At 43.8% G+C, this 22743-nt stretch carries 23 protein-coding genes; all 23 read right to left on the reverse strand.

Annotation, left to right across the window (positions count from 1 at the left end):
- Nucleotides 1-237: 237 nt before the first annotated feature.
- The 23 genes from MKX62_RS04545 to MKX62_RS04655 all read right to left on the reverse strand — a co-directional run bounded on the left by MKX62_RS04545 (nucleotide 238) and on the right by MKX62_RS04655 (nucleotide 22701).
- Nucleotides 238-897: a M23 family metallopeptidase gene (locus tag MKX62_RS04545; RefSeq protein ID WP_067213098.1), complete on the reverse strand. Its 660-nt coding sequence runs from the start codon at nucleotides 895-897 to the stop codon at nucleotides 238-240.
- A 10-nt stretch (nucleotides 898-907) separates the two neighbouring features.
- The gene (gene spoIID, locus MKX62_RS04550) at nucleotides 908-1876 is read right to left on the reverse strand and encodes a stage II sporulation protein D (protein WP_067213100.1); all 969 of its coding nucleotides are present in this window, start codon (nucleotides 1874-1876) and stop codon (nucleotides 908-910) included.
- Nucleotides 1877-2254: 378 nt separating this feature from the next.
- Nucleotides 2255-3553 (reverse strand): UDP-N-acetylglucosamine 1-carboxyvinyltransferase, encoded by a 1299-nt coding sequence (gene murA, locus MKX62_RS04555; protein WP_067213102.1) that lies wholly within the window; start codon nucleotides 3551-3553, stop codon nucleotides 2255-2257.
- Nucleotides 3554-3970: 417 nt separating this feature from the next.
- Nucleotides 3971-4207, reverse strand: coding sequence for a DUF1146 family protein (locus tag MKX62_RS04560; RefSeq protein ID WP_067213105.1), 237 nt, complete (start codon nucleotides 4205-4207; stop codon nucleotides 3971-3973).
- Nucleotides 4208-4311: 104 nt separating this feature from the next.
- Entirely contained in the window at nucleotides 4312-4719 is a 408-nt protein-coding gene (locus MKX62_RS04565) for a F0F1 ATP synthase subunit epsilon (RefSeq protein ID WP_067213107.1), read from the reverse strand.
- A 145-nt stretch (nucleotides 4720-4864) separates the two neighbouring features.
- Nucleotides 4865-6280: a F0F1 ATP synthase subunit beta gene (atpD, locus tag MKX62_RS04570; protein ID WP_067213110.1), complete on the reverse strand. Its 1416-nt coding sequence runs from the start codon at nucleotides 6278-6280 to the stop codon at nucleotides 4865-4867.
- Between the two features lie 44 nt (nucleotides 6281-6324).
- Complete coding sequence (gene atpG, locus MKX62_RS04575) at nucleotides 6325-7182, reverse strand: ATP synthase F1 subunit gamma (RefSeq protein WP_067213113.1); 858 nt, start codon at nucleotides 7180-7182, stop codon at nucleotides 6325-6327.
- 72 nt (nucleotides 7183-7254) lie between these two features.
- Nucleotides 7255-8763, reverse strand: a complete 1509-nt coding sequence (atpA, locus tag MKX62_RS04580) for a F0F1 ATP synthase subunit alpha (RefSeq protein ID WP_067213115.1) — start codon at nucleotides 8761-8763, stop codon at nucleotides 7255-7257.
- A gap of 25 nt (nucleotides 8764-8788) precedes the next feature.
- A complete protein-coding gene (locus MKX62_RS04585) occupies nucleotides 8789-9328 on the reverse strand; it encodes a F0F1 ATP synthase subunit delta (RefSeq protein ID WP_067213118.1) in 540 nt (179 codons plus the stop codon).
- Complete coding sequence (atpF, locus tag MKX62_RS04590) at nucleotides 9325-9879, reverse strand: F0F1 ATP synthase subunit B (protein WP_082786737.1); 555 nt, start codon at nucleotides 9877-9879, stop codon at nucleotides 9325-9327. Before atpF ends, MKX62_RS04585 begins: the two co-directional genes overlap by 4 nt.
- Before the next feature lie 150 nt (nucleotides 9880-10029).
- Nucleotides 10030-10242: a F0F1 ATP synthase subunit C gene (gene atpE / locus MKX62_RS04595; RefSeq protein ID WP_067213121.1), complete on the reverse strand. Its 213-nt coding sequence runs from the start codon at nucleotides 10240-10242 to the stop codon at nucleotides 10030-10032.
- Between the two features lie 67 nt (nucleotides 10243-10309).
- Nucleotides 10310-11020: a F0F1 ATP synthase subunit A gene (gene atpB, locus MKX62_RS04600; protein WP_067213124.1), complete on the reverse strand. Its 711-nt coding sequence runs from the start codon at nucleotides 11018-11020 to the stop codon at nucleotides 10310-10312.
- Nucleotides 11021-11141: 121 nt separating this feature from the next.
- Entirely contained in the window at nucleotides 11142-11513 is a 372-nt protein-coding gene (locus tag MKX62_RS04605) for an ATP synthase subunit I (RefSeq protein ID WP_067213126.1), read from the reverse strand.
- A 584-nt stretch (nucleotides 11514-12097) separates the two neighbouring features.
- The gene (wecB, locus tag MKX62_RS04610; RefSeq protein ID WP_067214075.1) at nucleotides 12098-13219 is read right to left on the reverse strand and encodes a non-hydrolyzing UDP-N-acetylglucosamine 2-epimerase; all 1122 of its coding nucleotides are present in this window, start codon (nucleotides 13217-13219) and stop codon (nucleotides 12098-12100) included.
- 19 nt (nucleotides 13220-13238) lie between these two features.
- Nucleotides 13239-13868 carry a uracil phosphoribosyltransferase gene (gene upp / locus MKX62_RS04615; RefSeq protein ID WP_067213129.1) on the reverse strand — a complete coding sequence of 210 codons (630 nt, stop codon included), beginning with the start codon at nucleotides 13866-13868 and terminating at the stop codon, nucleotides 13239-13241.
- A 91-nt stretch (nucleotides 13869-13959) separates the two neighbouring features.
- Nucleotides 13960-16116 carry a putative bifunctional diguanylate cyclase/phosphodiesterase gene (locus MKX62_RS04620; RefSeq protein WP_340740893.1) on the reverse strand — a complete coding sequence of 719 codons (2157 nt, stop codon included), beginning with the start codon at nucleotides 16114-16116 and terminating at the stop codon, nucleotides 13960-13962.
- Nucleotides 16117-16189: 73 nt separating this feature from the next.
- The gene (glyA, locus tag MKX62_RS04625) at nucleotides 16190-17440 is read right to left on the reverse strand and encodes a serine hydroxymethyltransferase (protein WP_304627092.1); all 1251 of its coding nucleotides are present in this window, start codon (nucleotides 17438-17440) and stop codon (nucleotides 16190-16192) included.
- 192 nt (nucleotides 17441-17632) lie between these two features.
- Complete coding sequence (locus tag MKX62_RS04630) at nucleotides 17633-18181, reverse strand: TIGR01440 family protein (protein WP_067213137.1); 549 nt, start codon at nucleotides 18179-18181, stop codon at nucleotides 17633-17635.
- 449 nt (nucleotides 18182-18630) lie between these two features.
- Nucleotides 18631-19068 carry a ribose 5-phosphate isomerase B gene (gene rpiB, locus MKX62_RS04635; RefSeq protein ID WP_067213140.1) on the reverse strand — a complete coding sequence of 146 codons (438 nt, stop codon included), beginning with the start codon at nucleotides 19066-19068 and terminating at the stop codon, nucleotides 18631-18633.
- Between the two features lie 219 nt (nucleotides 19069-19287).
- Nucleotides 19288-20598, reverse strand: coding sequence for a methyl-accepting chemotaxis protein (locus tag MKX62_RS04640; RefSeq protein ID WP_187045918.1), 1311 nt, complete (start codon nucleotides 20596-20598; stop codon nucleotides 19288-19290).
- Nucleotides 20598-21041, reverse strand: coding sequence for a low molecular weight protein arginine phosphatase (locus MKX62_RS04645; RefSeq protein WP_187045919.1), 444 nt, complete (start codon nucleotides 21039-21041; stop codon nucleotides 20598-20600). The genes MKX62_RS04640 and MKX62_RS04645 overlap by 1 nt, the downstream gene beginning before the upstream one ends.
- A gap of 58 nt (nucleotides 21042-21099) precedes the next feature.
- Nucleotides 21100-21603: a manganese efflux pump MntP gene (locus tag MKX62_RS04650; protein WP_338654949.1), complete on the reverse strand. Its 504-nt coding sequence runs from the start codon at nucleotides 21601-21603 to the stop codon at nucleotides 21100-21102.
- A gap of 69 nt (nucleotides 21604-21672) precedes the next feature.
- On the reverse strand, nucleotides 21673-22701 hold the full coding sequence (locus MKX62_RS04655; protein WP_340740894.1) for an L-threonylcarbamoyladenylate synthase: 1029 nt from the start codon (nucleotides 22699-22701) through the stop codon (nucleotides 21673-21675).
- Nucleotides 22702-22743 lie beyond the last annotated feature (42 nt).

Genomic DNA, 22743 nt, shown 5'->3' on the forward strand with positions numbered 1-22743 from the left:
GACGGTTATGATCGGCAAGCGTGAGATATGATCGATTCGCCGACGGTTATGATCGGGTGGCGCGGGATATAATCGATTCGCCGACGGTTATGATCGGCAAGCGCGGGATATGATCGATTCGGCGACGGTTATGATCGGGCGGCGTGGGATATGACCGCTTCAGCGCTAGTTATGTCTGATTTCATCAAAAAAAAAGCCACTCCGGATTGATTCGGGAATGGCTGGGAACGTGCTGTTTTAAAATGCAAGATATGAGCGCGGATTGACGACTACTCCATCTTTTTGGACTTCGAAATTAATGTGAATACCGACTGTACTATTCCAATCGTTTTCTGCAGCGGTGCCGAGCGCTTGGCCCTGATCCACCTCTTCACCTTTTTTAACGAGAATACCTGAGACGGATCGATAGATTGTTTTCAACCCATCTGCATGAGAAAGTATGATTTCATCACCTTTAAATGGGTCTAGCACGACATCCTCCACGGTGCCGCTTAGTGAAGCGACGACTTCGAATGGCTTGCCTTGTACTGAAATGGTTACGCCAGTGTTCATCACATATTGCTGATCGAATACGAGCATAGCACTTTCACGCATGGCTTCCTCTGCATCTACATCATAATAATCTTGCAGAATGGCCACATCATCAATGAGCGCTTCAGGAAATGGATATTTAGGCATTTCCTTTACAGCGTTCGTCTCGACCGTCAATCCGTCTTTAGGGTCCTTCCCTGCAACGTCCGCAAATCCTGGGGCATCATCTTTCATGAATGCATTATAACCCCAGATCATGCCGACGAAGACGATTGCGATACCCGAATAGACTACAGGCCAAAACCAGCTTTTTGTCTTTGCACTTTTGTTCTTCTGAGAAGGGGCTTTCGGTTTTTCTTCTCGCATTGTCATCACCTCACTCGCTATTATTTGCAAGTGAAGGAGTTTTTAAACATTGGGAATCAAGTAATGTGAATTTTTTTATTTGCGTGCCTGTGTAATAGTGTAAAAGAATTTTCTCGGCTGCCCATCCTTTCTGAGCATATGCTTCTGCTCCATATTGACTCATCCCAACGCCGTGGCCATATCCTGTCGTTGTTACATGCACTATTTTATTTGTCACATCAAATGCGATATCAAAGTCCGTTGATGCTAGTCCCAATAATTCACGCACTTCCCTACCACTCGCTTGGAATTCAGAAGTTACGACTTTTTGGACACGGCCCGTTGGATTGCGTACAAGTTGTAACGACCTGAAACTATCGGCATTCCACTTGCCCCCGATTGTTTTATTCCATTTAGCAAGCGGTATTTCGGCTGTTCGTTCTACCTTTGCCTCAACGTCCCCCTCCCCGGGACTTTCCACACTTTGTAGATAGGGAATATCATTGCCGCTAAAGTTTTGTGCTGTCTCAGTCTTCCCATTAGATGTGGAAAAAAACATTGCCGATATCATTTTGTCTTGATAAACAATGGTATCTCCCGCAGTCGCTTCCACCGCTGCACGCACTTTCTTTTCATTGCGCTTAAATTCTTTTCCCCATCGCTCTTTCCGTTTCTCCTCTGACGAATAAACTTGTGCGGAAACGTCAGGAGCAATTGCCTTTTTGCCGTTATCTGTTGTCTGGAGTGCATATGTACGGGCCGCAATCGCTTGAGCTTTTAGCGCCTCTTCCTGGAACGTTGCAGGCATTTCAGCTGCGACGACCCCCACTACATATTCCTCAAGCGAGATTGGCTTGTCCGCACCGGCAATCATGATGTCTACAGGGCAAAGTTCCACTTTCTGTTCTCCGGGCTCAGTGACTTTTTCGGGCGTCTGCCTCAATAATAGAGGGATGAAAAATAGAAGTATAATGAATAACGCTGTTAGTAGTTTGTCCATGATTAATTATATGAATCATATTGGGTTTTATTCCTGCTTTTTTGGGCATACTAGCGAAAGTGCAGGACTCCGTCTAGATGCGACAAGCATAAGATGGGTAAAGGAAGGCAGTCTAAGTTCGCGACGTCGTGTCGCAATGCCTGCATCCTGCAGACCCAAGCGACGTTCTTTGTCCGGGAAGGATGCAGTTCAATCCTTTCTAGCTGGGTTGACTTATGCCTCGAGCGTAGTCTAGATGTGAGCGAAAGTGCAGAGTACCATTACAAACGTAGGCAGTATACGTGCAGAACATCCTGCCCGTATAATTACATAAAATGAAATGCGAAAAAGGCCGCAGTCAATGCTCTACAGCCTTTTCCAAATACGTATTGAATTAGATTAAACGAGTTGAGCTGATTTTTCCGTTTGCATTTCCGGTGAAACACGGACGATATCCGCTCCAAGTGCAGCAAGTTTACCATGGAAATTCACATATCCGCGGTCAAGATGCTCCAGTTCAGTAACACGAGTAACGCCTTCTGCTACAAGTCCTCCAAGAATAAGGGCTGCAGCTGCACGAAGATCCGTAGCCGCCACTTCAGCGCCTTGAAGTTCAGATGGTCCTGTAATAATAACCGATCTGCCTTCGATTTTAATAGAAGCATTCATGCGGCGGAATTCTTCAACGTGCATGAAACGATTTTCAAAAACTGTTTCAGTTATGATACCAGTACCCGTCGACGTTAGCATAAGCGCCATCATTTGGGACTGCATATCTGTTGGGAAACCTGGATGTGGCATTGTTTTCAAATCTACGGATTTCAAAGGCAGTTGTGCAGTAACGCGAACTCCTTCATCTAATTCCGTAATTACGACGCCCATTTCGCCCATTTTCGAAATAAGTGCAGCATTATGCTCAGGTACGGCATTTTCAATGATGACATCGCCACCTGTAATTGCAGCTGCTACCATGAATGTACCTGTTTCGATACGATCAGGTATAATATGATGAATTGTGCCATGTAATTTATTGACGCCTTCGATTCGGATATTATCCGTACCAGCTCCAACAACTTTACCGCCCATTTCATTAATAAAGTTGGCAAGGTCTACAATTTCAGGTTCCTTCGCCGCGTTTTCAATGATTGTCGTTCCTTTAGCCAATGCCGCTGCAGTCATGATATTTTCAGTTGCACCGACACTTGGGAAATCGAGATAAATTTTAGCGCCTTTCAAACCGTTTTCCGCTTTCGCTTCAACGTGCCCGTGGCCAAATGTAATTTCTGCTCCCATCGCTTCAAAGCCTTTTAAATGTTGGTCAATTGGTCGAGATCCAATTGCACAACCACCAGGCATTGCAACGCGTGCAAAGCCATTACGCGCAAGTAGTGGGCCCATGACAAGAATAGATGCACGCATTTTCCGTACATATTCGAACTGTGCTTCACTTGAAAGCGTACCCGAAGAATCAATAATGACTTCATTTAATTCAGGTGTATAATCCACATTCGCATTTAAACTTTTCAGTACTTGATTTATTGTCCCAACGTCTGATAGATTTGGGACGTCACGTATTACGTTTACACCCTCTGATGCAAGAAGTGCAGCCGCAAGTATCGGTAATACTGCGTTTTTAGCGCCCTCGACTCGAACGTTTCCTTTAAGTACACGTCCACCGTTGATAATTATTTTATCCAAAACAAGTCCCTCCGACTCCTAAGTTGTAGCCAAACATGTTGTAGTTATATATTATTTTCGCAAAAAATTCATCATCAAAACATATACTATTCTACAGTGCCCTTGCTTATTAAACAAGTAACGTCTGGTCTATTTTTCGGTCTAAGCGCCAAGTAGTTTATACTATGTGCACTTTTGCCGTTTTGTGTCATAATAGCTCTCCGCTTGTCACTTAAGTTCCCCGTATTAAGTAATAACAAACCTTACATTAACACAAAGTGATGAATTTCATGTCATCGCCCCGAATACGAATTTCTTTATCAAGTCATAGTAGTATTCTTACGGAGACATCTACGGCTTTTTCGTATACGCGGCGACTACATGTATCTTATCAACTCATCGTATAAAAAGTACATATATTGAATCGAAATTGAAACTTTAGCCAAACATAAATGGAAGTCTTCCTGACCAATAGGATAGCTCTAAAAAGAAATTCGATACTGCCCAACCCATTAAAATACTGAGTAAAATGAACAATAATTGTGCTTGGAAGACACGGTTCTTTTTAATAATTTTTTCTGGCATGATTGCCTGTAGTGCATAAAATGAGATGGCTATAAAAAAAGTATGCGATACGATGGCCAAAAGTGGTTGAAATGCAATTATGTCGCCCATTTGAAGCCCTCCCTTGTTCATTAAGCTAGAATTGAAGATTTGGTATGACTACATTGAAAAGGCGAACAGAAGAATTTTTTCCCCTGTCCGCCCACATCAACAACTCATTTTTTTCTTGTTTCGTAGACATTGATACGATTGAGGGCACGTTCTAAATCCAGTGCCGCTAATTCGTGTTCTCTGCCTTCTTTTTTTGCCTGAAGTGTCTCTTCTGCTAGTTTCGCCGCTTTTTTAGCACGGTCGATATCAATAGAAGAAGCCAGTTCTGCACTTTGTGCTAAAACAGTGACAACATCCGGACGGACTTCGATGAAACCGCCATGAACGGCAATTTGTTCCGTCGAATCATCCTTCTGCAGGCGAAGCCCACCGATTTGAAGCGGTGCGACCATCGCGATGTGGCCGGGAAGGATCCCGATTTCACCTGTTTCGGTAACTGCGATGATCATGTTCGCTTCAGTTTCAACAACAGGGCCGTCGGGAGTGACGATATTGACTTTAATTGTCTTCATTTTTTTCCCTCCTGGTCCCTTCTAATCAAGTACGCCTCGGTGTATTTACACCCAGTTTTTTATCGAGTAAGCCCAATAAAAATCTGTGACATCCGCCTGAGGCTATAATTCAATTCAGAAGGGGTTAGAATCCTGCTGAATTGAATTAAACTTCAACACCCATACCTTTAGCTTTAGCAATTACGTCTTCAATCGTTCCAACAAGTCGGAATGCGTCTTCTGGAAGGTGATCGTACTTACCTGCAAGAATTTCGCTGAAGCCTTTAATTGTTTCGGAAACCTGTACGTAAGATCCTTTTTGTCCTGTAAACTGCTCAGCAACGTGGAAGTTTTGTGACAGGAAGTTTTGAACACGACGTGCGCGTCCAACTAACTGCTTATCTTCTTCTCCAAGTTCATCCATACCTAGTATTGCGATGATATCTTGAAGTTCACGGTAACGCTGAAGCGTTTGTTGAACTTGACGTGCAATGTTGTAATGCTCTTCGCCAACGATTTCCGGGCTTAATGCACGTGAAGTCGAAGCAAGTGGGTCAACCGCAGGGTAAATACCCATTTCAGAAAGTTTACGCTCAAGGTTCGTCGTTGCGTCAAGGTGAGCAAACGTCGTAGCAGGAGCCGGGTCAGTATAGTCATCCGCTGGTACATAAATTGCTTGGATAGACGTAACAGAACCTAAGTTTGTCGATGTAATACGTTCTTGAAGCATACCCATTTCCGTTGCCAGTGTCGGTTGGTAACCAACTGCTGATGGCATACGGCCAAGTAGTGCTGAAACTTCAGAACCCGCTTGTGTGAAGCGGAAAATATTATCGATGAACAGAAGCACGTTCGCGCCTTGTACGTCACGGAAATGTTCTGCCATTGTAAGACCAGTTAATGCAACACGCATACGTGCACCAGGTGGCTCATTCATTTGACCGAATACCATTGCCGTTTTCTTAATAACGCCGGAATCTGTCATTTCGTAGAACAAGTCATTACCTTCACGAGTACGTTCTCCAACGCCTGCGAATACGGAAATACCACCGTGTTCTTGAGCGATGTTATTGATCAATTCTTGTATAAGAACTGTTTTACCTACACCAGCACCACCGAAGAGGCCGATTTTACCGCCTTTAATGTATGGAGCAAGCATGTCAACAACTTTAATACCTGTTTCAAGAATTTCAACTTCAGTTGAAAGTTCTTCGAATACTGGAGCTAAACGGTGAATCGGGTCGCGGCGTTCTGAAGCCGGGATTTCCTCACCAAGGTCAATAATCTCTCCAAGTACGTTAAATACGCGTCCTAGTGTAATGTCACCAACTGGGACAGTAATCGAAGAACCCATATCATCAACTACAGTACCACGTTGTAGACCATCTGTTGAAGACATCGCAATAGTACGTACAGAATCATCCCCGAGGTGTAGCGCGACTTCAAGTGTCAACGTTTCAGGCTCAGCGTTTGGACGTTCAATTTGGACCTTCAATGCGTTATAAATAGATGGAAGTTGTCCGTCTTCAAACTTAACGTCAACAACCGGACCCATTACTTGAAGAACATGTCCTTTATTCATACTTTTTCCCTCCTGTCTTACTCTTTGCCGTACAGTGCCCACTCTTATTCAAGAGCTGCGACGCCGCCAACGATCTCCGTAATTTGTTGCGTGATCGCAGCTTGTCGTGCACGGTTGAATGAAAGTGTTAAAGAATCTATCAAATCAGCTGCATTATCAGTAGCAGTTTTCATCGCTGTCATACTGGAAGCATGTTCACTCGCTTTTCCGTCAATTACAGCTCCATAAATAAGGCTTTCCGCGTATTGCGGCAGAAGCACTTCAAGAATTGCTTCGCCAGAAGGCTCAAACTCATATGAAGTAGTAGCGGCAGTCGATGTGATGTCAGTGAGCGGAAGCAATTTCTTTTCCGTCACTTCACTTGCGATGGCGGAAACGAAGTGGTTGTAATACAAGTACACTTCGTCATACTCGCCTTCTGTGAACATGCCAACAGCACGCTTCGCGATATCTTTTATTTCGTCGAAAGAAGGATGGTCAGATAGACCGATCTTACTTTCAGCTATGTTGAAACCTAGTCTTTCGAAATAGTCGTGGCCTTTTTGTCCGATTGAAATGATGCTCACTTCTTCTTTCGAAGTGTGGCGTGTTTCAATCGCACGTTTTGCGATACGTAGGATGTTAGCATTGTAACCCCCTACAAGTCCACGGTCAGATGTAATCACGATATAACCTGTCTTTTTAACAGGTCTAGATATCATCATCGGGTGACTCAAGTCACTTGTTCCAGCTGCGATTGAACCTACAACTTCTTGAATTTTTTCCATGTATGGGATGAACGCTTTCGCATTCAGCTCGGCACGGCTTAATTTAGAAGCAGAGACCATTTGCATTGCTTTCGTAATCTGACTTGTCTTTTTCGTCGATTTAATACGGTTTTCTATGTCGCGTAAAGATGCCATTGGCAATTCTCACCACCTTTTGTTTTTTTTGGTCACTTTGACGAAGAACGTCAAATTTGATTCCAACTAGAATTATTCAGAACGTGCGAAAATCTTCTTGAATGCGTTGAGTGCTGTTGCCATCAATTCATCAGCTGGAAGGTCTTTCGTCGTACGAATATGATCTAAAACGTCAGTGTGGTTAGTTTCAAGCCAGCTTAAAAGTTCGCTTTCGAAACGAAGAATATCTTTGACAGCGATATCGTCAAGGAATCCACGTGTCAATGCGTAAAGAACCATAACTTGTTGCTCAACTTTAAACGGTTTATTCAAGTCTTGCTTCAAGATTTCAACTGTACGCGCTCCGCGATCCAGTTTCGCTTGAGTTGCAGAATCAAGGTTTGATCCGAATTGTGAGAACGCTTCAAGCTCACGGTATGCCGCAAGGTCAAGACGTAGTGTACCCGCAACTTTTTTCATTGCTTTGATTTGCGCTGATCCACCAACACGGGAAACTGAAAGACCGGCGTTAATCGCTGGACGTACACCCGAGAAGAATAGGTCAGATTGAAGGAAAATTTGTCCATCAGTGATAGAAATTACGTTCGTTGGAATATAAGCAGAGATATCTCCAGCTTGTGTTTCAACGAATGGTAATGCCGTGATAGAACCTGCACCAAGTGTGTCATTCAACTTCGCTGCGCGTTCAAGTAAACGAGAGTGAAGATAGAAAACATCACCAGGATAAGCTTCACGGCCTGGAGGACGACGAAGTAGTAAAGAAAGTTCACGGTATGCCGCTGCTTGTTTAGATAGATCATCATAAACGATTAGAACGTGCTTACCATCGAACATGAATTCTTCAGCCATTGTTATTCCTGTGTATGGTGCAAGGTATAGTAATGGTGATGGTTGTGAAGCAGACGCCGTAACAACGATTGTGTAATCAAGTGCGCCGTTTTTACGAAGTGTTTCAACAACACCACGAACTGTTGATTCCTTTTGTCCAATTGCTACATAAATACAAATCATATCTTGGTCAGCTTGGTTCAGAATTGTATCGATTGCAACTGTCGTTTTACCTGTTTGACGGTCACCGATGATCAATTCACGCTGTCCGCGGCCGATTGGTACAAGTGCATCAATCGCTTTAATACCCGTTTGCAGTGGTTCATGAACGGATTTACGCGCCATAACCCCTTGTGCTGGGCTTTCGATTGGACGTGTTTTTGTCGTATTGATCGGACCTAATCCATCAACTGGTTGCCCAAGTGGATTTACAACGCGTCCGATTAATTCTTTTCCAACTGGAACTTCCATAATACGGCCTGTTCGACGTACTTCATCGCCTTCTTTGATGTCTGTGTAAGGCCCTAGGATAACGATACCAACGTTGTTCGCTTCCAAGTTTTGAGCCAGACCCATGACGCCAGTTGAGAACTCTAAAAGTTCCCCAGCCATGACGTTGTCGAGGCCATGAGCACGTGCGATACCGTCACCAATTGCGATAACCGTACCGACTTCGCTCACTTTCATCTCAGATTGATAATTTTCAATCTGCTGTTTTATGAGAACACTGATTTCCTCAGCTTTGATGCTCATGCATGTCACCCCTCAAATTTCAGATTTATGAACCGATAAGATCCCGTTCCAGTCGCTCAAGCTTCGCGCTTACGCTGCTGTCGTAGATAATGTTACCAATTTGAAGACGGATGCCTCCAAGTAAGCTCGGATCGATGATGTTTTCAATTCGCAATGCTGTTTTACCAATCTTTTTGGCGAATGCAGTAGAGATAGCTTGGCTTTCATCAACTGTAAGCAGACGTGTAGAATACACTTTCGCGTCAGCGATGCCTGCTGCATCATTCGCATAAGAGATAAACTCGTTAACAAGGTTTACAACCTCGTCTATGCGTTTTTTATCGAGCATTAGGAACAAAGTATTCAAAATGAGCTGATTCGCGCCTTTGAATGAATCTGCCATAAGCTCTTTCTTTTTTGCTGATTTTAATCTCGGTGATTGAAGTAATTGACCGAGCTCTGGATTTGTTTGGAAAACTTTTTTCAATTCAAGAAGATCTTCTTGAATTGCGCCAGTTTGTCCGTTTGTTTGTGCTAGTTCAAACAATGCTTGTGCATAGCGTTTTGCTACAACCGATTGGCTCATCGCCCTTCGCCTGCCTTCGCAATCGTTTCTTCAATCAATGCACGATTATCTTCCTCGGAAATTTCTTTACCGAGCACTTTAGATGCTGCAAGGATAGAAAGAGATACAAATTCTCCGCGAACTGCCGCGATCGCTTTGTCTTTTTCAGATGCAATTTCAAGAGTTGCTTCTTCTTTCATACGACCCACTTCTGAACGAGCAGCTGTGATGATTTCTGTACGTTGAGTTTCGCCTTGCTTACGGGCATTTTCAACAATCGCCTGAGCGTTATTACGCGCTTCATTCAAAAGGTTACGCTGTTCTTCAAGAATCTTTTGTGATTCTGCACGGCTCTTTTCAGCCGATTCGATTTCATTTGCAATCAACTCAGCACGTTGATCCATGACACCCATAAGTGGGCCCCAAGCAAACTTCTTCAGAAGAAGCATGAGAATCGTGAAAAACGAAAGTGTGACAATTATATCACCAAGGTTTATTCTGTCGTTCAGTTTTGCTAAGAATCCTGGATCGGCTACATCTGCTGCCAATAGGACGAAGGTATCCAAAAACACGATTGTTTCACTCCCTTCAAGAGCTTATAATTCATCGAATATAGTTAGTTGTTCATTATTTCGTAAGTTGTGTTACACATTTTTCTCCATAAAGGAATGGCGAAGGACTTTGTAGTGCGCTCTTCGCCATTTTGTTACTGTTGGTAATTATTATTTGTTCATAACGATGAACGCTACTACTACTGCGATAATAGGAATCGCCTCAACTAGTGCAACACCGATGAACATTGTTGATTGAAGAACGCCACGTGCTTCTGGTTGACGAGCGATCCCTTCAACTGTTTTTGAAACGATAAGACCGTTACCGATACCTGCACCAAGTGCACCAAGACCGATTGCGATTGCAGCTGCTAATAAACCCATAGTATAATTTCCTCCTAATATTTTCGAGTTTTTTTGTTTGTTCACCCGTTAAACGGGCAGTATATGTTTAATGGTCTGTTTTGACTTTATGCGCCATATAGACCATCGATAACATAACAAAGATGAATGCCTGGATTGCTCCGATAAAGATCGAGAACCCTTGCCAAGCGAGTGCTGGAACCAGGGCGCCGACAAAGCCGTAGACACTTCCTGCTCCAAGTGTTGCAAGAAGACCAAGTAGGACCTCACCTGCATAGATGTTACCGTAAAGACGCAGACCAAGTGTCAGCGTGTTTGCAAACTCCTCAATTACTTTCAATGGGGCCATAAATGGCATTGGTTTTAAATAACCTTTCCCATATTCTTTGAGGCCCAATAATTTGATACCGTAGTAATGCGATAAAACAACGACCATTGCAGCAAGTGTCAATGTGACTGTTGGATCTGCCGTTGGTGATTTCCACCACAGCACGTGATTCACTTGAATAGAGAATGGAAGTCCGATTACGTTGGCTACGAAAACAAACATTAATAGCGTTATTCCAAGTACATGGAAGCGCCCGCCTGTTTTCCAGTCCATATTGTTCTTAATAATACCTTTTACGAAATCCATGATCCATTCCATAAAGTTCTGCATACCCGTAGGTTTCAGTTGCATTTTACGTGTTGCAATGAATGCGATAAGGAATACAATCAGGCACGTGATGAAAAGCATAAGGACGTTTGACAAGTTAAATGTCAATCCGAGCCACACTCTCGTCGGATTTTCGTGGGTCACGTTTCGTTCACCTCCCTTTCACAATCGGTTTAAGCATTTTCTGAGAAACAGAAAAGTTCGATGTTAGCTCATTTCTTCGAAAAAGCAAAAATCGATGTAAGCTCTTTTCTTCGAAAAAGCTTTAATGGTTTTTTGTACGGAATATAATCCCATCAGCCAATAGCAGGATGTAAGGAATCATAAGCCCGATAACCGAACTAACCAGGTTAAAATGTTCCGGCAGCGAAATCGCGACTGCCGCCGCAGCCACACCGGATGCGAAACGCATCAGCGTTCCAAGTGATGCTCTTTTCTTACCCTCCGTAAAAATCTTGTCGAATCTCTCCATTCTACGGACAAGAATCCAAAAATTATACAATCCGAACAGAGATCCGAGAATTAATCCTGCGAAAATCGGCTTCAAATCAGTTAATGCCCACCCTAGAACGAACAATGCGAGCAAAAAAAAGAGAGCCTTCTTTTGCTTTCTATGAATTTCTTGCAATGTTTGCATGTAGGTGATTCTCCTGATTCGTATTTCCAAATTGTATGGAGCCTTGCAACTTCGATTGAGATAAGGCTTAGTAGCAAGCAAATCACAAGAAAAAGCGGGGTGGTCCCGTTTCGCTGTCCAGCCAGTTATTTGTCCAGTCTAAGCAGGCCGCTTACACTATTCTTGGCAAGACTCTGAAAAGGATGGAACCTGTAAGTTGTGCGAGTATTGTCGAATGGAAGGCAATTCGGCAGATGCTGCGTTTAATCAAATGCATGATGCTATTTAAGCCTCTGCACATCCGTCAAAAAACGATAGGATGCTAACACAGCCTTAACATTCACATTATGTCGCCGTTTCATATATGAAAACCCTATCATTCTTACCCTTTGTAAGCATACAATAGGCATATTTTGATGTCAATTGATTACAGTGAAATTTTTCACAAAGACTTCACATTGTCAAACATTCGACAAAATTGGAAGGTTGTTCGATGAATATTAATGGTTTTGGGTTTTCCATTAGGACTTTCCCTATTTTTTTGAAATTCCATGACCCTATTCCAAAAAAATACGACCGGATTTATCCGGTCGTCGTGCTACTTGTTATTCTATAGAAGATAAGTACTCTTTCAACGCTTCAACGATTCGTTCAGAAGCGTGTCCGTCACCATATGGATTGGACGCTTTTGCCATTCTGCTGTATTCTGCTTCATTGGTTAAAAGTTCATCCGTCAATGTGAAGATTGTTTCTTCATCCGTACCGGCCAGTTTTAATGTCCCCGCTTTGATACCTTCCGGGCGTTCGGTTGTATCGCGCAAGACGATAACCGGTTTGCCAAGTGAAGGCGCTTCTTCTTGGATACCACCTGAGTCCGTCAAGATAATGTGTGATCGTGCTGCAAAATTGTGGAAGTCAACAACTTCAAGCGGTTCGATCAGATGAATACGGTTGTTGCCTCCAAGAAGTTCATCAGCTACTTCGCGCACTGCCGGATTCATGTGAACAGGATAGATAACTTGGATATCATCATGTTTCACAAGTAACCGGTTTATAGCACGGAACATGTTGCGCATTGGTTCGCCAAGGTTTTCACGACGATGTGCAGTTAGTAATATAAGCCTGTCCGTTCCGATTTTATCGAGAACAGGGTGTGAGTACTCTTCACGCACTGTCGTTTGAAGCGCATCAATCGCAGTATTTCCGGTGATATAGATGCGATCTTTCGATTTTCCTTCGGCTATCAAATTGTTAGCCGATTGTTCTGTCGGTGAAAAATGAAGATCAGCAATGACACCTGTTAGCTGCCTATTCATTTCTTCCGGGTACGGTGAATATTTATCCCACGTACGAAGCCCTGCTTCAACATGTCCAACCGAAACTCGGTTGTAAAACGCTGCAAGTCCACCGATGAAAGTTGTCGACGTATCTCCGTGGACCAGTACGATATCGGGTTGCGCTTCTTTCATGATACGGTCAAGCCCTTCGAGTCCGCGTGTTGCAACATCAACAAGTGTTTGCCGATCTTTCATGATATTAAGATCAAAATCTGGTGTGATACCGAATGTGTGAAGCACTTGGTCCAGCATTTCACGATGTTGCGCTGTAACCGTCACAATCGATTCGATGTCGTCCGAATGCTTTTGCAATTCCAACACAAGTGGAGCCATTTTAATAGCTTCCGGCCTTGTACCGAAAATCGTCATCACTTTCCATTTCTTTGTCAATATCTTCACGCCTTCCAAATCATTTTGTTCCGAATAGACGGTCGCCAGCATCACCAAGTCCTGGTACGATATAGCCTTTTTCATCCAATTTCTCATCCATCGCAGCGATATAAATATCCACATCAGGATGTGCATCTGTCAATGCTTTCACACCTTCTGGAGCAGCAATTAGACACATGAACTTAATGTTTTTCGCACCGCGGCTCTTCAACGATTCGACCGCTGCAATTGCAGATCCGCCCGTTGCAAGCATCGGATCGACGAGAATAAAGTCACGTTCCGATACATCGGAAGGTAGTTTTACGTAATATTCGATGGGTTGCAACGTTTCAGGGTCACGGTACAGGCCGATATGTCCTACTTTTGCTGCTGGAATTAATTTTAGAATTCCATCTACCATACCAATACCTGCACGTAAGATTGGAACGATTCCAAGTTTCTTGCCTGCAAGTACGCTCGATTTAGCTTTACAGACCGGCGTTTGAACTTCCACTTCCTTAAGTGGAAGTTCGCGCGTGATTTCGTAAGCCATAAGTGTCGCTACTTCATCGACAAGCTCACGGAATTCTTTCGTTCCTGTCTCGATATCACGTATGTACGTAAGTTTATGTTGGATAAGTGGATGGTCAAAAACATGTATTTTCGGCATTAATATTCGCCCCTTTATTAGAATGTCCTGTTCATTATAACAGATATATTCCAGTTCAGGTACGCTAGACATCCGACTACTTAATGTCTAACTATTCGGCAAGCAATTGTTCAATTTCTTGCAAAGGCATTGGCTTATAATAGTAGAAACCCTGCCCCACTTTACAGCCTAGATTACGTAAAATTTCAATATGTCTTTCCTCTTCGATTCCTTCTGCAACTGTTGTCAAATTAAGGTTTTCAGCCAGTTGAATGATTGTTCTGACGACTGCGAGCGTGCCCGGTTCATCAAGCTCACTAATGAAACTTCGATCAATCTTCAATTCGCAAAGAGGTAATTGAGGCAAATAGCTGAGCGAAGAATAGCCGACACCAAAATCATCGACGGATATTTCAAAGCCTGCCGCATTTAGTGCATGAAAAATCGATTTCGCCTTTTGTATGTCAACGAGTCCGATACTCTCCGTCATTTCCAACATAATATGCTCGGGTGAAAGGTCATGGTTATCAGCTAGCCTTATTAACTTCTCGACGAAAGTCCGGTCAAAGAAATGGTGGACAGAAATATTGACGGCCACCTGATACATCTTTTCACCTGTCTTTTGACGTTTCCGCAGCCATTCCATTACTTTTGATAATATAATTATTTCCAGTTCAATGATTTTACCCATATTTTCAGCGGCTGGGATGAAAAGATTCGGCGGAACTGGGCCTAGCACCGGTGAAAACCAGCGAGCAAGCGCTTCGAAGCCAATGATTGCTCCATCTTTCAAATCGACTTTGGGCTGAAGGTAGACATCGATTTCCTGTGCAATGAGTGCTTTCGATAATTCATTGACAATCTTCATTTCTTTGATTGTTTCTTCGTTTTGAAGATCCCTGTAAAATGACATCGCATTGCCAGGCTTCTTTTTCGCGTCTGACATAGCTATATCCGCCCGGCGCAGCAGTTCCTCTTCACTTTTTTTGTCACCTTCGGAAAATGAAATTCCGATTTTCAGTGTGATAAACAGTTCCTGTCCCGCCACAATGAACGGTTCCGTAACAATCGTACCTAATTCGAAAAGGTAGTTCCCTTCACCGCTTTCACCCGTTATAACGAGTGATGCACTTGAAAAACGCCCGATAAAGTTCGAGTTTCTTTTCCCTGCTTTTTCGATTCGTTTGCCCAGCTGGATAAACAATTCATCGGCTGCATTTCTTCCATTTAGGTCAACTATTTTTGCGTATTCACCTGGTTCTATGACCGCAACAAAATGGCCTTGACCATCTAAGAGATTATGTTTAAGTTGGTTCAAAAACGCATGACGGTTCGGCAATCCTGTTTGCGGGTCAGTAAAAGCAAGCCTGCGATACTCTGCCTGCTGTGTATAATGCTTTCTCGTCATTTGGACAATCGGGACCATCTTTTTGAGAAACTGAATTTGTGTTTCTGTTGGATTTCCGTTTTTCTTCACGAACACCGTTACGAGTCCGTCCATTTCATCTTCACTGTCAAATGTCGGAACCGACCAGTTCGAATGGAAATCAATTACCGGTTTTTCTCCTTGTAGAACTTTCTCTTGATTATTTTCCATTACTATCACATCTTCTGATATATAACTGGTTTCAAGTGCCTCATTATCCAATATTTCTCCAAGCAATTGATCAGGTACTGAATCCGCTGCTCCGATGTACCACCCATCATTTTGCTCTTTGAAAAGAATCGAACATACAGACCCTTTTGGAAAGAAAGATTCGACAACGGTTCCTATCTTTTGTAATAAATCAGAGAGTTCTGCTCCCGTATTTATCCCTAAAAAAATCTCCTCTTGTAATCGAAGTAGGGATTCGTCTTTTTTCCGTTCAGTCACATCTAAAATGAAAGAAGAGGTAAATAAAACTTCCCCTTTTTCGTCGACGAGCGGCTGGATGACAAGCTCATTCCAAAATGGAGTACCGTCTTTTTTATAATGAAGAATCTCGGCATTCGCAGGCATTCCCTTGCGAAGTTTCTTATTAATTTCCTCAATAAGCTCCATGTCGGTTTCTTCGCCTTGCATGAATCGCAAATTTTGCCCAATTACTTCTTCGGACGGGTAGCCCGTAATTTCTGTAAATGCTTCATTGATAAAAACAACTGGATCGTCTGAAACAGATGGATCCGTCAAAATGAAACCTGTTCGAAAACGACTTCCAAAACGTTGAAGCCAATTAAACAATATTGCTTTTTCAGCTTTTTCAGTCTGTGTTTTTCTAGGATTACCCATCATTCAACCCCCCTTCAAGTGAAAGAAAAAATAAGCCGCCATCCATATTGATAGCGGCTTATTTCTTTAGATATTATGCATATAGCGGAAATTTGTCCGTCAATGCGGTAACACGTTGCTGAGCTTCTTTTTTCACAGCTTCGTCTTCATGATTTTTCAGAACCTTCGCCATGATCGATGCGATTTCTCGCATTTCTTCTTCCTTGAAACCACGTGTTGTAACAGCTGGTGTTCCAAGTCGTACTCCCGAAGTAACAAACGGGCTTTCAGTGTCATATGGAATCGTGTTTTTGTTCGTAGTGATGCCGACTTCATCTAGTGCGTGCTCTGCAATTTTACCCGTGATTTCAAGTGAACGCAGGTTAAGCAAAACCAAATGGTTATCTGTTCCGCCTGATACGATGTCTACACCTTCAGCTATTAGCGCTTCAGCCAATGCTTTCGCATTGCTCTTCACTTGTTGGATATACGTTTTGAATTCCGGTTTCTGTGCTTCGCCAAATGCCACCGCTTTTGCAGCAATAACGTGCATCAATGGTCCACCTTGAACTCCTGGGAAGATTGACTTGTCAAGTTTACGACCAAATTCCTCTGTAGAAAGAATAAGTCCACCACGAGGTCCGCGTAATGTTTTATGCGTTGTCGAAGTGACGAAGTGTGCATGCGGAACTGGATTTTGATGTTCGCCGACTGCTACAAGCCCTGCGATATGCGCCATGTCGACGAATAGGTACGCGCCCACTTCATCCGCAATTTCACGGAACTTAGCAAAATCAATTTCACGTGGATAGGCACTCGCACCCGCTACGATCATTTTCGGCTTATGCTCAAGCGCTTTTTGACGGACATCTTCGTAGTCAATTAGCTCATCTTCCTTGCTCACTCCGTAATCAACAAAGTTATACAATTTACCTGAGAAGTTAACTGGGCTTCCGTGTGTCAAGTGACCGCCGTGCGAAAGATTCATACCAAGAACTGTATCTCCAGGCTCAAGTACTGCAAAATAAACAGCCATATTTGCTTGTGCACCAGAGTGCGGCTGAACGTTTGCATATTCCGCGCCGAAGATTTCTTTCACTCGGTCACGTGCAATATTTTCAACGACGTCGACATGTTCGCAACCGCCATAATAGCGTTTGCCAGGGTAGCCCTCAGCGTATTTGTTCGTTAAATAAGAACCTTGTGCTTCCATAACCGCTTCTGTTACGAAGTTTTCAGATGCAATTAGTTCAATATTTGACTGTTGACGCTTTTTCTCCGCCATAATCGCTTCGTATACTGCCTCATCTTCACGTTGTACGTTGCCCAATTTGTTCAATTCCATATTCTCATTCCCCTTCATCATCTATTTTTTTGTCCAGTCTACAGCGGCCAGACGCTCGGAGGCCCACATGAAGTGGGTCATGCAGCGGAGAGGGATTGAACTGCATCCCTCTTTGTTGCCACAGGAAGTGGCGATATTAGGCTGCGTTCCTTTTCCGTCTTGCGCCTGTCGCGTCTATGCGGGCCGCTTCCGCTATTCTAAATATGTTGCTCTAATTCCACCTATTAACTTCGGTCTGGTTGTTGCGACCGTGACAACTGCATTGCCGATTTGCCCAATTGATGTGCGTAAAGGGACAGCAACCCGTTTCAAATGCATACCGATTAATGTTTGTCCAATATCGATGCCTGCACTTGCGCGAATTTCCTCTACAACTACAGGGTCATTCATATGCTGATAGGCGTAGGCCGACATTGAACCACCCGCATCTATCATTGGAATGACTGAGACTGGCTCTAGCATGAACTTTTCAGCCGCGTGACGTTCAATTGTCAGCGCCCTGTTAATATGTTCACATCCTTGGAATGCAAGAAATAGTTTATGTTTTTTGGCAAAGTCTTTTAAGGGGTCGTATAGCGCTTTTCCAATTTCAAGCGCCCCTCCAGTGCCGATTCGTTTACCGGCAATTTCAGAGGTCGAGCAGCCGATGACGAAAATTGTGCCCGGTATAAGGTCTGTCTGTTCAGCCATTTCCGCTAAAAGCTGCTCGAGTTGAAGCTTCCATAAATTCAAAGCGTCCACTTTATACCACCTGCCTTCTTATGGTGTCTAGTTCCAGCGCCTAGCCCCTCGGGTCGCTTCAGTCTTGCCGAAAAGGCAAAGGACGCCTTTGTCGTCAAGACTTCCAGCGCTTTTCGGGGCTAATCAGGCGCTTGGGCCCACACGAAGTGGGCCATGCAGTCGTTGCGACACGATGTCGCGAACTTAGACTGCCTTCCTTTAAATTTAGTTAGTGTCTAGCTGCAGACGCTAGGGTCATAAGCCAGCCCGGCTACGTGGCAAAAAGCGCCACTTCGTCGGTCCGTCTTATGCCTGTCGCGTCTAAACGGCGCCTTCCGCTTTTCTTAGTGTCTAGCTTCAGCGGCCAAATGCTCGGGTCATAAGTCGTTCCCGCTGTGCGGCAAAGTACGCCGCTTCGCAGGCACGTCTTATGCCTGTCGCATTAAAACAGGCCGCTTCCGCTTTTCATATTAGTTTTCCAGTTCCATGAGCTTGCCGATGCGGCGTTCATGGCGTCCGCCTTCGAATTGCGTGTTTAACCAAGCTGCAACTACTTCCCTTGCATGACCTGGTCCGATGACACGTTCTCCCATCGCAAGGATGTTTGAGTCGTTATGCTGCCTTGTGGCTTTCGCACTGAAGACGTCATGAACAAGCGCACAGCGGATACCTTTTACTTTATTTGCTGCAATAGACATGCCAATCCCTGTTCCGCAAATAAGAATACCTCGGTCGAAATCTCCCGATGCTACTCCATTTGCGACGGGTGTCGCATAGTCCGGAAAGTCAACTGCCTCATTCGAATCCGGACCAAGATCTACAAATTCCAATCCTAACTCTGCTAATAACTTGATAATTTCCTGACGAAGATTGTTTCCGCCATGGTCTGAAGAAATCGCGATTTTCACAGGATCCCTCTTTTCATAATATACTCACAACTCATTCTATCATTTTTCGGCAAAAAAAACACAGCCCTAATGAAAATTGGGCTGTAAATCGAATTTTCTTATTGTCTAGCTCCTTAACCTACAGGATTCAGTGGGGAGGGATTGAACTTCATCCCCCATAATGCGACTGGACGTCGCGACCTTAGACTGCCATCCTTTCCGCCTTATGCCTGTCGCGTCTTAACGGCTGCTCCCGCTTTTCGTTATGTCGAACTGGCTAATGACATTATATAGATCTTCGGATTGGCTCTTCAGTTCACTCGCCATCGCATCTGCCTGTTCAATGGATTGAACTTGTTCCTCTGTTGCCGCTCCGACTTCAAGCGCACCAGCGGATGTTTGTTCCGCAATTGCTGCGACTTCCTGTGATTGGCGTGCGGTTGTCTCTATATTTGTCAGCTGAAGTTCGACAAATTTCGTGATTTCTACGACGGAATCTGCCATGCCGTTCACTTTAGACGCCATTGCTTCGACATTTTCACTCGTTTCATTGGCACGGTCTGCTTCGGTCGCCGCCGTCTTCACTTGTTCTTCCATTTCCTTCACAACTTTTGTAACATCGGTTTGAATAGTTACTACAAGATTAGAAATCCCCTGTACTGCTTTGGCGCTTTCATCGGCGAGTACACGCACTTCTTCTGCAACTACCGCAAATCCTTTACCATGTTCACCTGCACGCGCCGCCTCGATGGATGCGTTCAGCGCCAATAAATTTGTCTGTGCCGCAATGTTACCGACAAGCTGGACGATTTCACCGATTTTTTGTGCATTATGATCCAGTTGCCTAATTGTGCCAAGTGATAGTTCACTTTGTGAAGACATATTTCGGATGCCATCGACAAGCATACGGAATACCTCTGTCGTTCGTACAAGTTCCTCAAGCATCTCTTTTGAGCGTTCAGATGAATCTTCAGCCCTGTTGCTCACTTCAACAGCCAATAACCGAACATCTTCAATCGCTTCCGCTGTTTCTTGGATGGCGATCGCCGATTCCTCTGCACCCGAGGCTATTTCCTTGATCGTAGATGCTACTGCATCCGCCTGTCTCGCAGCGGCTCCGGTTTCAGCAGATAAGCTATCAACTGTAGTGGCCGTCTTTTCATAATTCGTCTCAATTTGCCCTACTATCGTACGCAAATTAAGGACCATATGCTGAAACGCTTCCGCCACTGAGCGGATTTCATCAGACGAGTTCGGCAGTACAATATCCGTTCCGATTTCACCATCTGCGACTTTGTTAGCCGCTTTCTCAAGATTTTGTAATGGTTTCGTTAAAATCGTACTGAAGAGTGCCGCTAACACGCCCGACCAAAATATTCCCATTCCATATGTCATCACTGCAAACCAGAACGGTTCAAATTTCGGAAAAAATTGTGGTTGTACGACATTAATAAATAAGGCACTCGTTGTGTAAGTGACAATCGCAAGTATTGTTATAAATAGAATAAGCTTTCTCTTTAATCCAAACTTTTTTCCCCTTTTTTCTCTCATCACGATTCCTCCATCAATTTCTGTTCAAGCACATCGATAATTCCCGACAACTCATTGAACACATGCCGATATGTATCGATATCGCCTCCGTACGGGTCATACACATCGCCAGTTGAATCCGGTTTCACAAATCCTTTTAGTGTAAATGTTTTGTATTTTACTTCTGGGTGAGAGTAAATGAGATTTGCTTTGTGCCCTTCTGTCATTGTTAAAACAACATCAGCCCACTTCAAATCCTCACTTGAAACAGCTCTTGAAACGGGCGTGTAAAGCATGTCCGCTTCTTCGATAAGCGTTTTCGCGTTCAGAGAAATCGGCCAGCCATCTTGTGCGTGAACACCCGCTGAACGAACTGACACATTCTCAATCCCTCTGGAACGAAGAATTGCCTCTGCCATCGGGCTTCTACACGTGTTTCCGGTGCAAATCAAATATATATTCATTATTTTCACCCTCTCTCTTTAGAATAGCCGAGTTTTGCGAATAAAGAAACATCAAATTTCAACGAAAACATGACAATACTCCTATTATTATTAACGCGAATCCTGCAATTAGTCTTAGTGCTTTCCCATTTTTAAGGCCAAGACGTCCTTTTAATAAGAGCGCTGCACAGGAAAAAATAAAAGTAAACGCTCCCGATGCCACGATAAATAGAACTTTATCCATTTGGAGCATACCAAATGAAACACTCACTGAAAAAGCGTCGATACTTACGGCGAATGCAATGATAAAAGGAGAAACTTGTTTCGATGAAGAGCTCGGTGTATCACTTTGTAACAACATATGTATACCTATCAACCCAAGCATTACGCCTGATAATATACTGCTCCACACTGTAAATATATGTGCGGATAACTCCCCAGTAACGAATCCAAGGAACGGGAAAGCCATATTAAGAAATGACGTCCAAAGCGCTAACGTAAGTTTCCCTTTATTTACTTGCAGGAATGAATAAATGACTAAAACATCTAAGGTCGTAATGCCAGCCGCAAATAATTCCGCCAAAATAAAACCTCCCCGAATACCGCATCGGTTCATCTTATGCGGCATTTGAGGAGGTCATTCGTATTAGCTTCAGTTCATAAAGTGTTTTCCTTCGGCCGCTTTCATTAATCTGTTCATGACAGCGGCGCCAACTCCAGCCAAGTCCGTTTCAACAGCTAGAATAAGATCCGCTTCCGTCAAATCACACTTACGGAGCGCTCCGTATAAATTTGTCGCCATTGCTTCATTATTACCTGCCACACCAATTGCAAAGTACCAATCAGCGCCTGAAACGCCCAATTCATCTGGCCCAATCAGCGCGACCTTCTTGCCTTCAGCATGAAGCTTATCAATAGCTGCATAAATTTTATCCACGTCGTAATTAATGACATAAAGAGGAGCTTCCGGTGCATAGTGCAAATACTTCATACCTGGGGAACGTGGTGCTTGTTCACCAGGCGACTTTGTTTCAGAATTTACAGGACCAACGATGCTCTCAATCATTTCTTGCGTTGTCCCCCCTGGCCGTAAAATAGTGGGCGGAATGGTCGTCATATCCAATACGGTTGACTCCACGCCAACACCAGTTTGTCCCCCGTCAAGAATGAGTGGAATGAGCCCATCAAGATCTTTATGTACATGAGCCGCTTCAGTTGGGCTCGGTTTACCGCTTTGATTAGCACTCGGTGCTGCAAGCGGTTCACCGAGTGCGCGTAGAAGTCCTAATGCAACCGGATGATCCGGCATTCGTACGCCCACGGTCTCAACGCCGGGTGTTACGTTCGGGGCGATGACGCCTGGTATTTTGTGAAAGACAAGCGTCAATGGACCAGGCCAAAACGTATCCATCAGCTTTTCTGCATCTGCGGAAATATCCGTCGCATAATTGAAGACTTGTCCTTTATTACCAATATGTACGATGAGTGGGTTGTCGGAAGGTCTGCCTTTTGCTTCGAATATTTTTTGTACCGCTAACTCATCAGTTGCAAGTGCGCCTAAACCGTATACTGTCTCCGTAGGAAACGCGACGACACCCCCACTTTTTAAAATATCCACAGCCTGTTTATAGTTTCTTTCGTTATCCATAAAGTTATCCACTGAAAAAACTTTTGTTTCCATGAGCTAATCCCCCACTTATACACATTTTAATCACTTTATCCA

The organism is Sporosarcina sp. FSL K6-5500, from assembly GCF_038005665.1.
Taxonomy (GTDB): domain Bacteria; phylum Bacillota; class Bacilli; order Bacillales_A; family Planococcaceae; genus Sporosarcina; species Sporosarcina psychrophila.

Excerpts from the sequence above, each read along its gene's own strand:
- MKX62_RS04645 (WP_187045919.1), bottom strand. The coding sequence starts at position 21,041 with ATGAATATATATTTGATTTGCACCGGAAACACGTGTAGAAGCCCGATG.
- atpA (WP_067213115.1), bottom strand. The coding sequence starts at position 8,763 with ATGAGCATCAAAGCTGAGGAAATCAGTGTTCTCATAAAACAGCAGATT.
- atpE (WP_067213121.1), bottom strand. The coding sequence starts at position 10,242 with ATGGGTTTATTAGCAGCTGCAATCGCAATCGGTCTTGGTGCACTTGGT.
- MKX62_RS04640 (WP_187045918.1), bottom strand. The coding sequence starts at position 20,598 with ATGAGAGAAAAAAGGGGAAAAAAGTTTGGATTAAAGAGAAAGCTTATT.
- MKX62_RS04585 (WP_067213118.1), bottom strand. The coding sequence starts at position 9,328 with ATGAGCCAATCGGTTGTAGCAAAACGCTATGCACAAGCATTGTTTGAA.
- MKX62_RS04620 (WP_340740893.1), bottom strand. The coding sequence starts at position 16,116 with ATGGGTAATCCTAGAAAAACACAGACTGAAAAAGCTGAAAAAGCAATA.
- glyA (WP_304627092.1), bottom strand. The coding sequence starts at position 17,440 with ATGGAATTGAACAAATTGGGCAACGTACAACGTGAAGATGAGGCAGTA.
- MKX62_RS04605 (WP_067213126.1), bottom strand. The coding sequence starts at position 11,513 with ATGCAAACATTGCAAGAAATTCATAGAAAGCAAAAGAAGGCTCTCTTT.
- MKX62_RS04565 (WP_067213107.1), bottom strand. The coding sequence starts at position 4,719 with ATGAAGACAATTAAAGTCAATATCGTCACTCCCGACGGCCCTGTTGTT.
- atpD (WP_067213110.1), bottom strand. The coding sequence starts at position 6,280 with ATGAATAAAGGACATGTTCTTCAAGTAATGGGTCCGGTTGTTGACGTT.
- upp (WP_067213129.1), bottom strand. The coding sequence starts at position 13,868 with ATGCCGAAAATACATGTTTTTGACCATCCACTTATCCAACATAAACTT.
- MKX62_RS04560 (WP_067213105.1), bottom strand. The coding sequence starts at position 4,207 with ATGGGCGACATAATTGCATTTCAACCACTTTTGGCCATCGTATCGCAT.
- MKX62_RS04655 (WP_340740894.1), bottom strand. The coding sequence starts at position 22,701 with ATGGAAACAAAAGTTTTTTCAGTGGATAACTTTATGGATAACGAAAGA.
- atpG (WP_067213113.1), bottom strand. The coding sequence starts at position 7,182 with ATGGCATCTTTACGCGACATAGAAAACCGTATTAAATCGACGAAAAAG.
- MKX62_RS04545 (WP_067213098.1), bottom strand. The coding sequence starts at position 897 with ATGCGAGAAGAAAAACCGAAAGCCCCTTCTCAGAAGAACAAAAGTGCA.
- spoIID (WP_067213100.1), bottom strand. The coding sequence starts at position 1,876 with ATGGACAAACTACTAACAGCGTTATTCATTATACTTCTATTTTTCATC.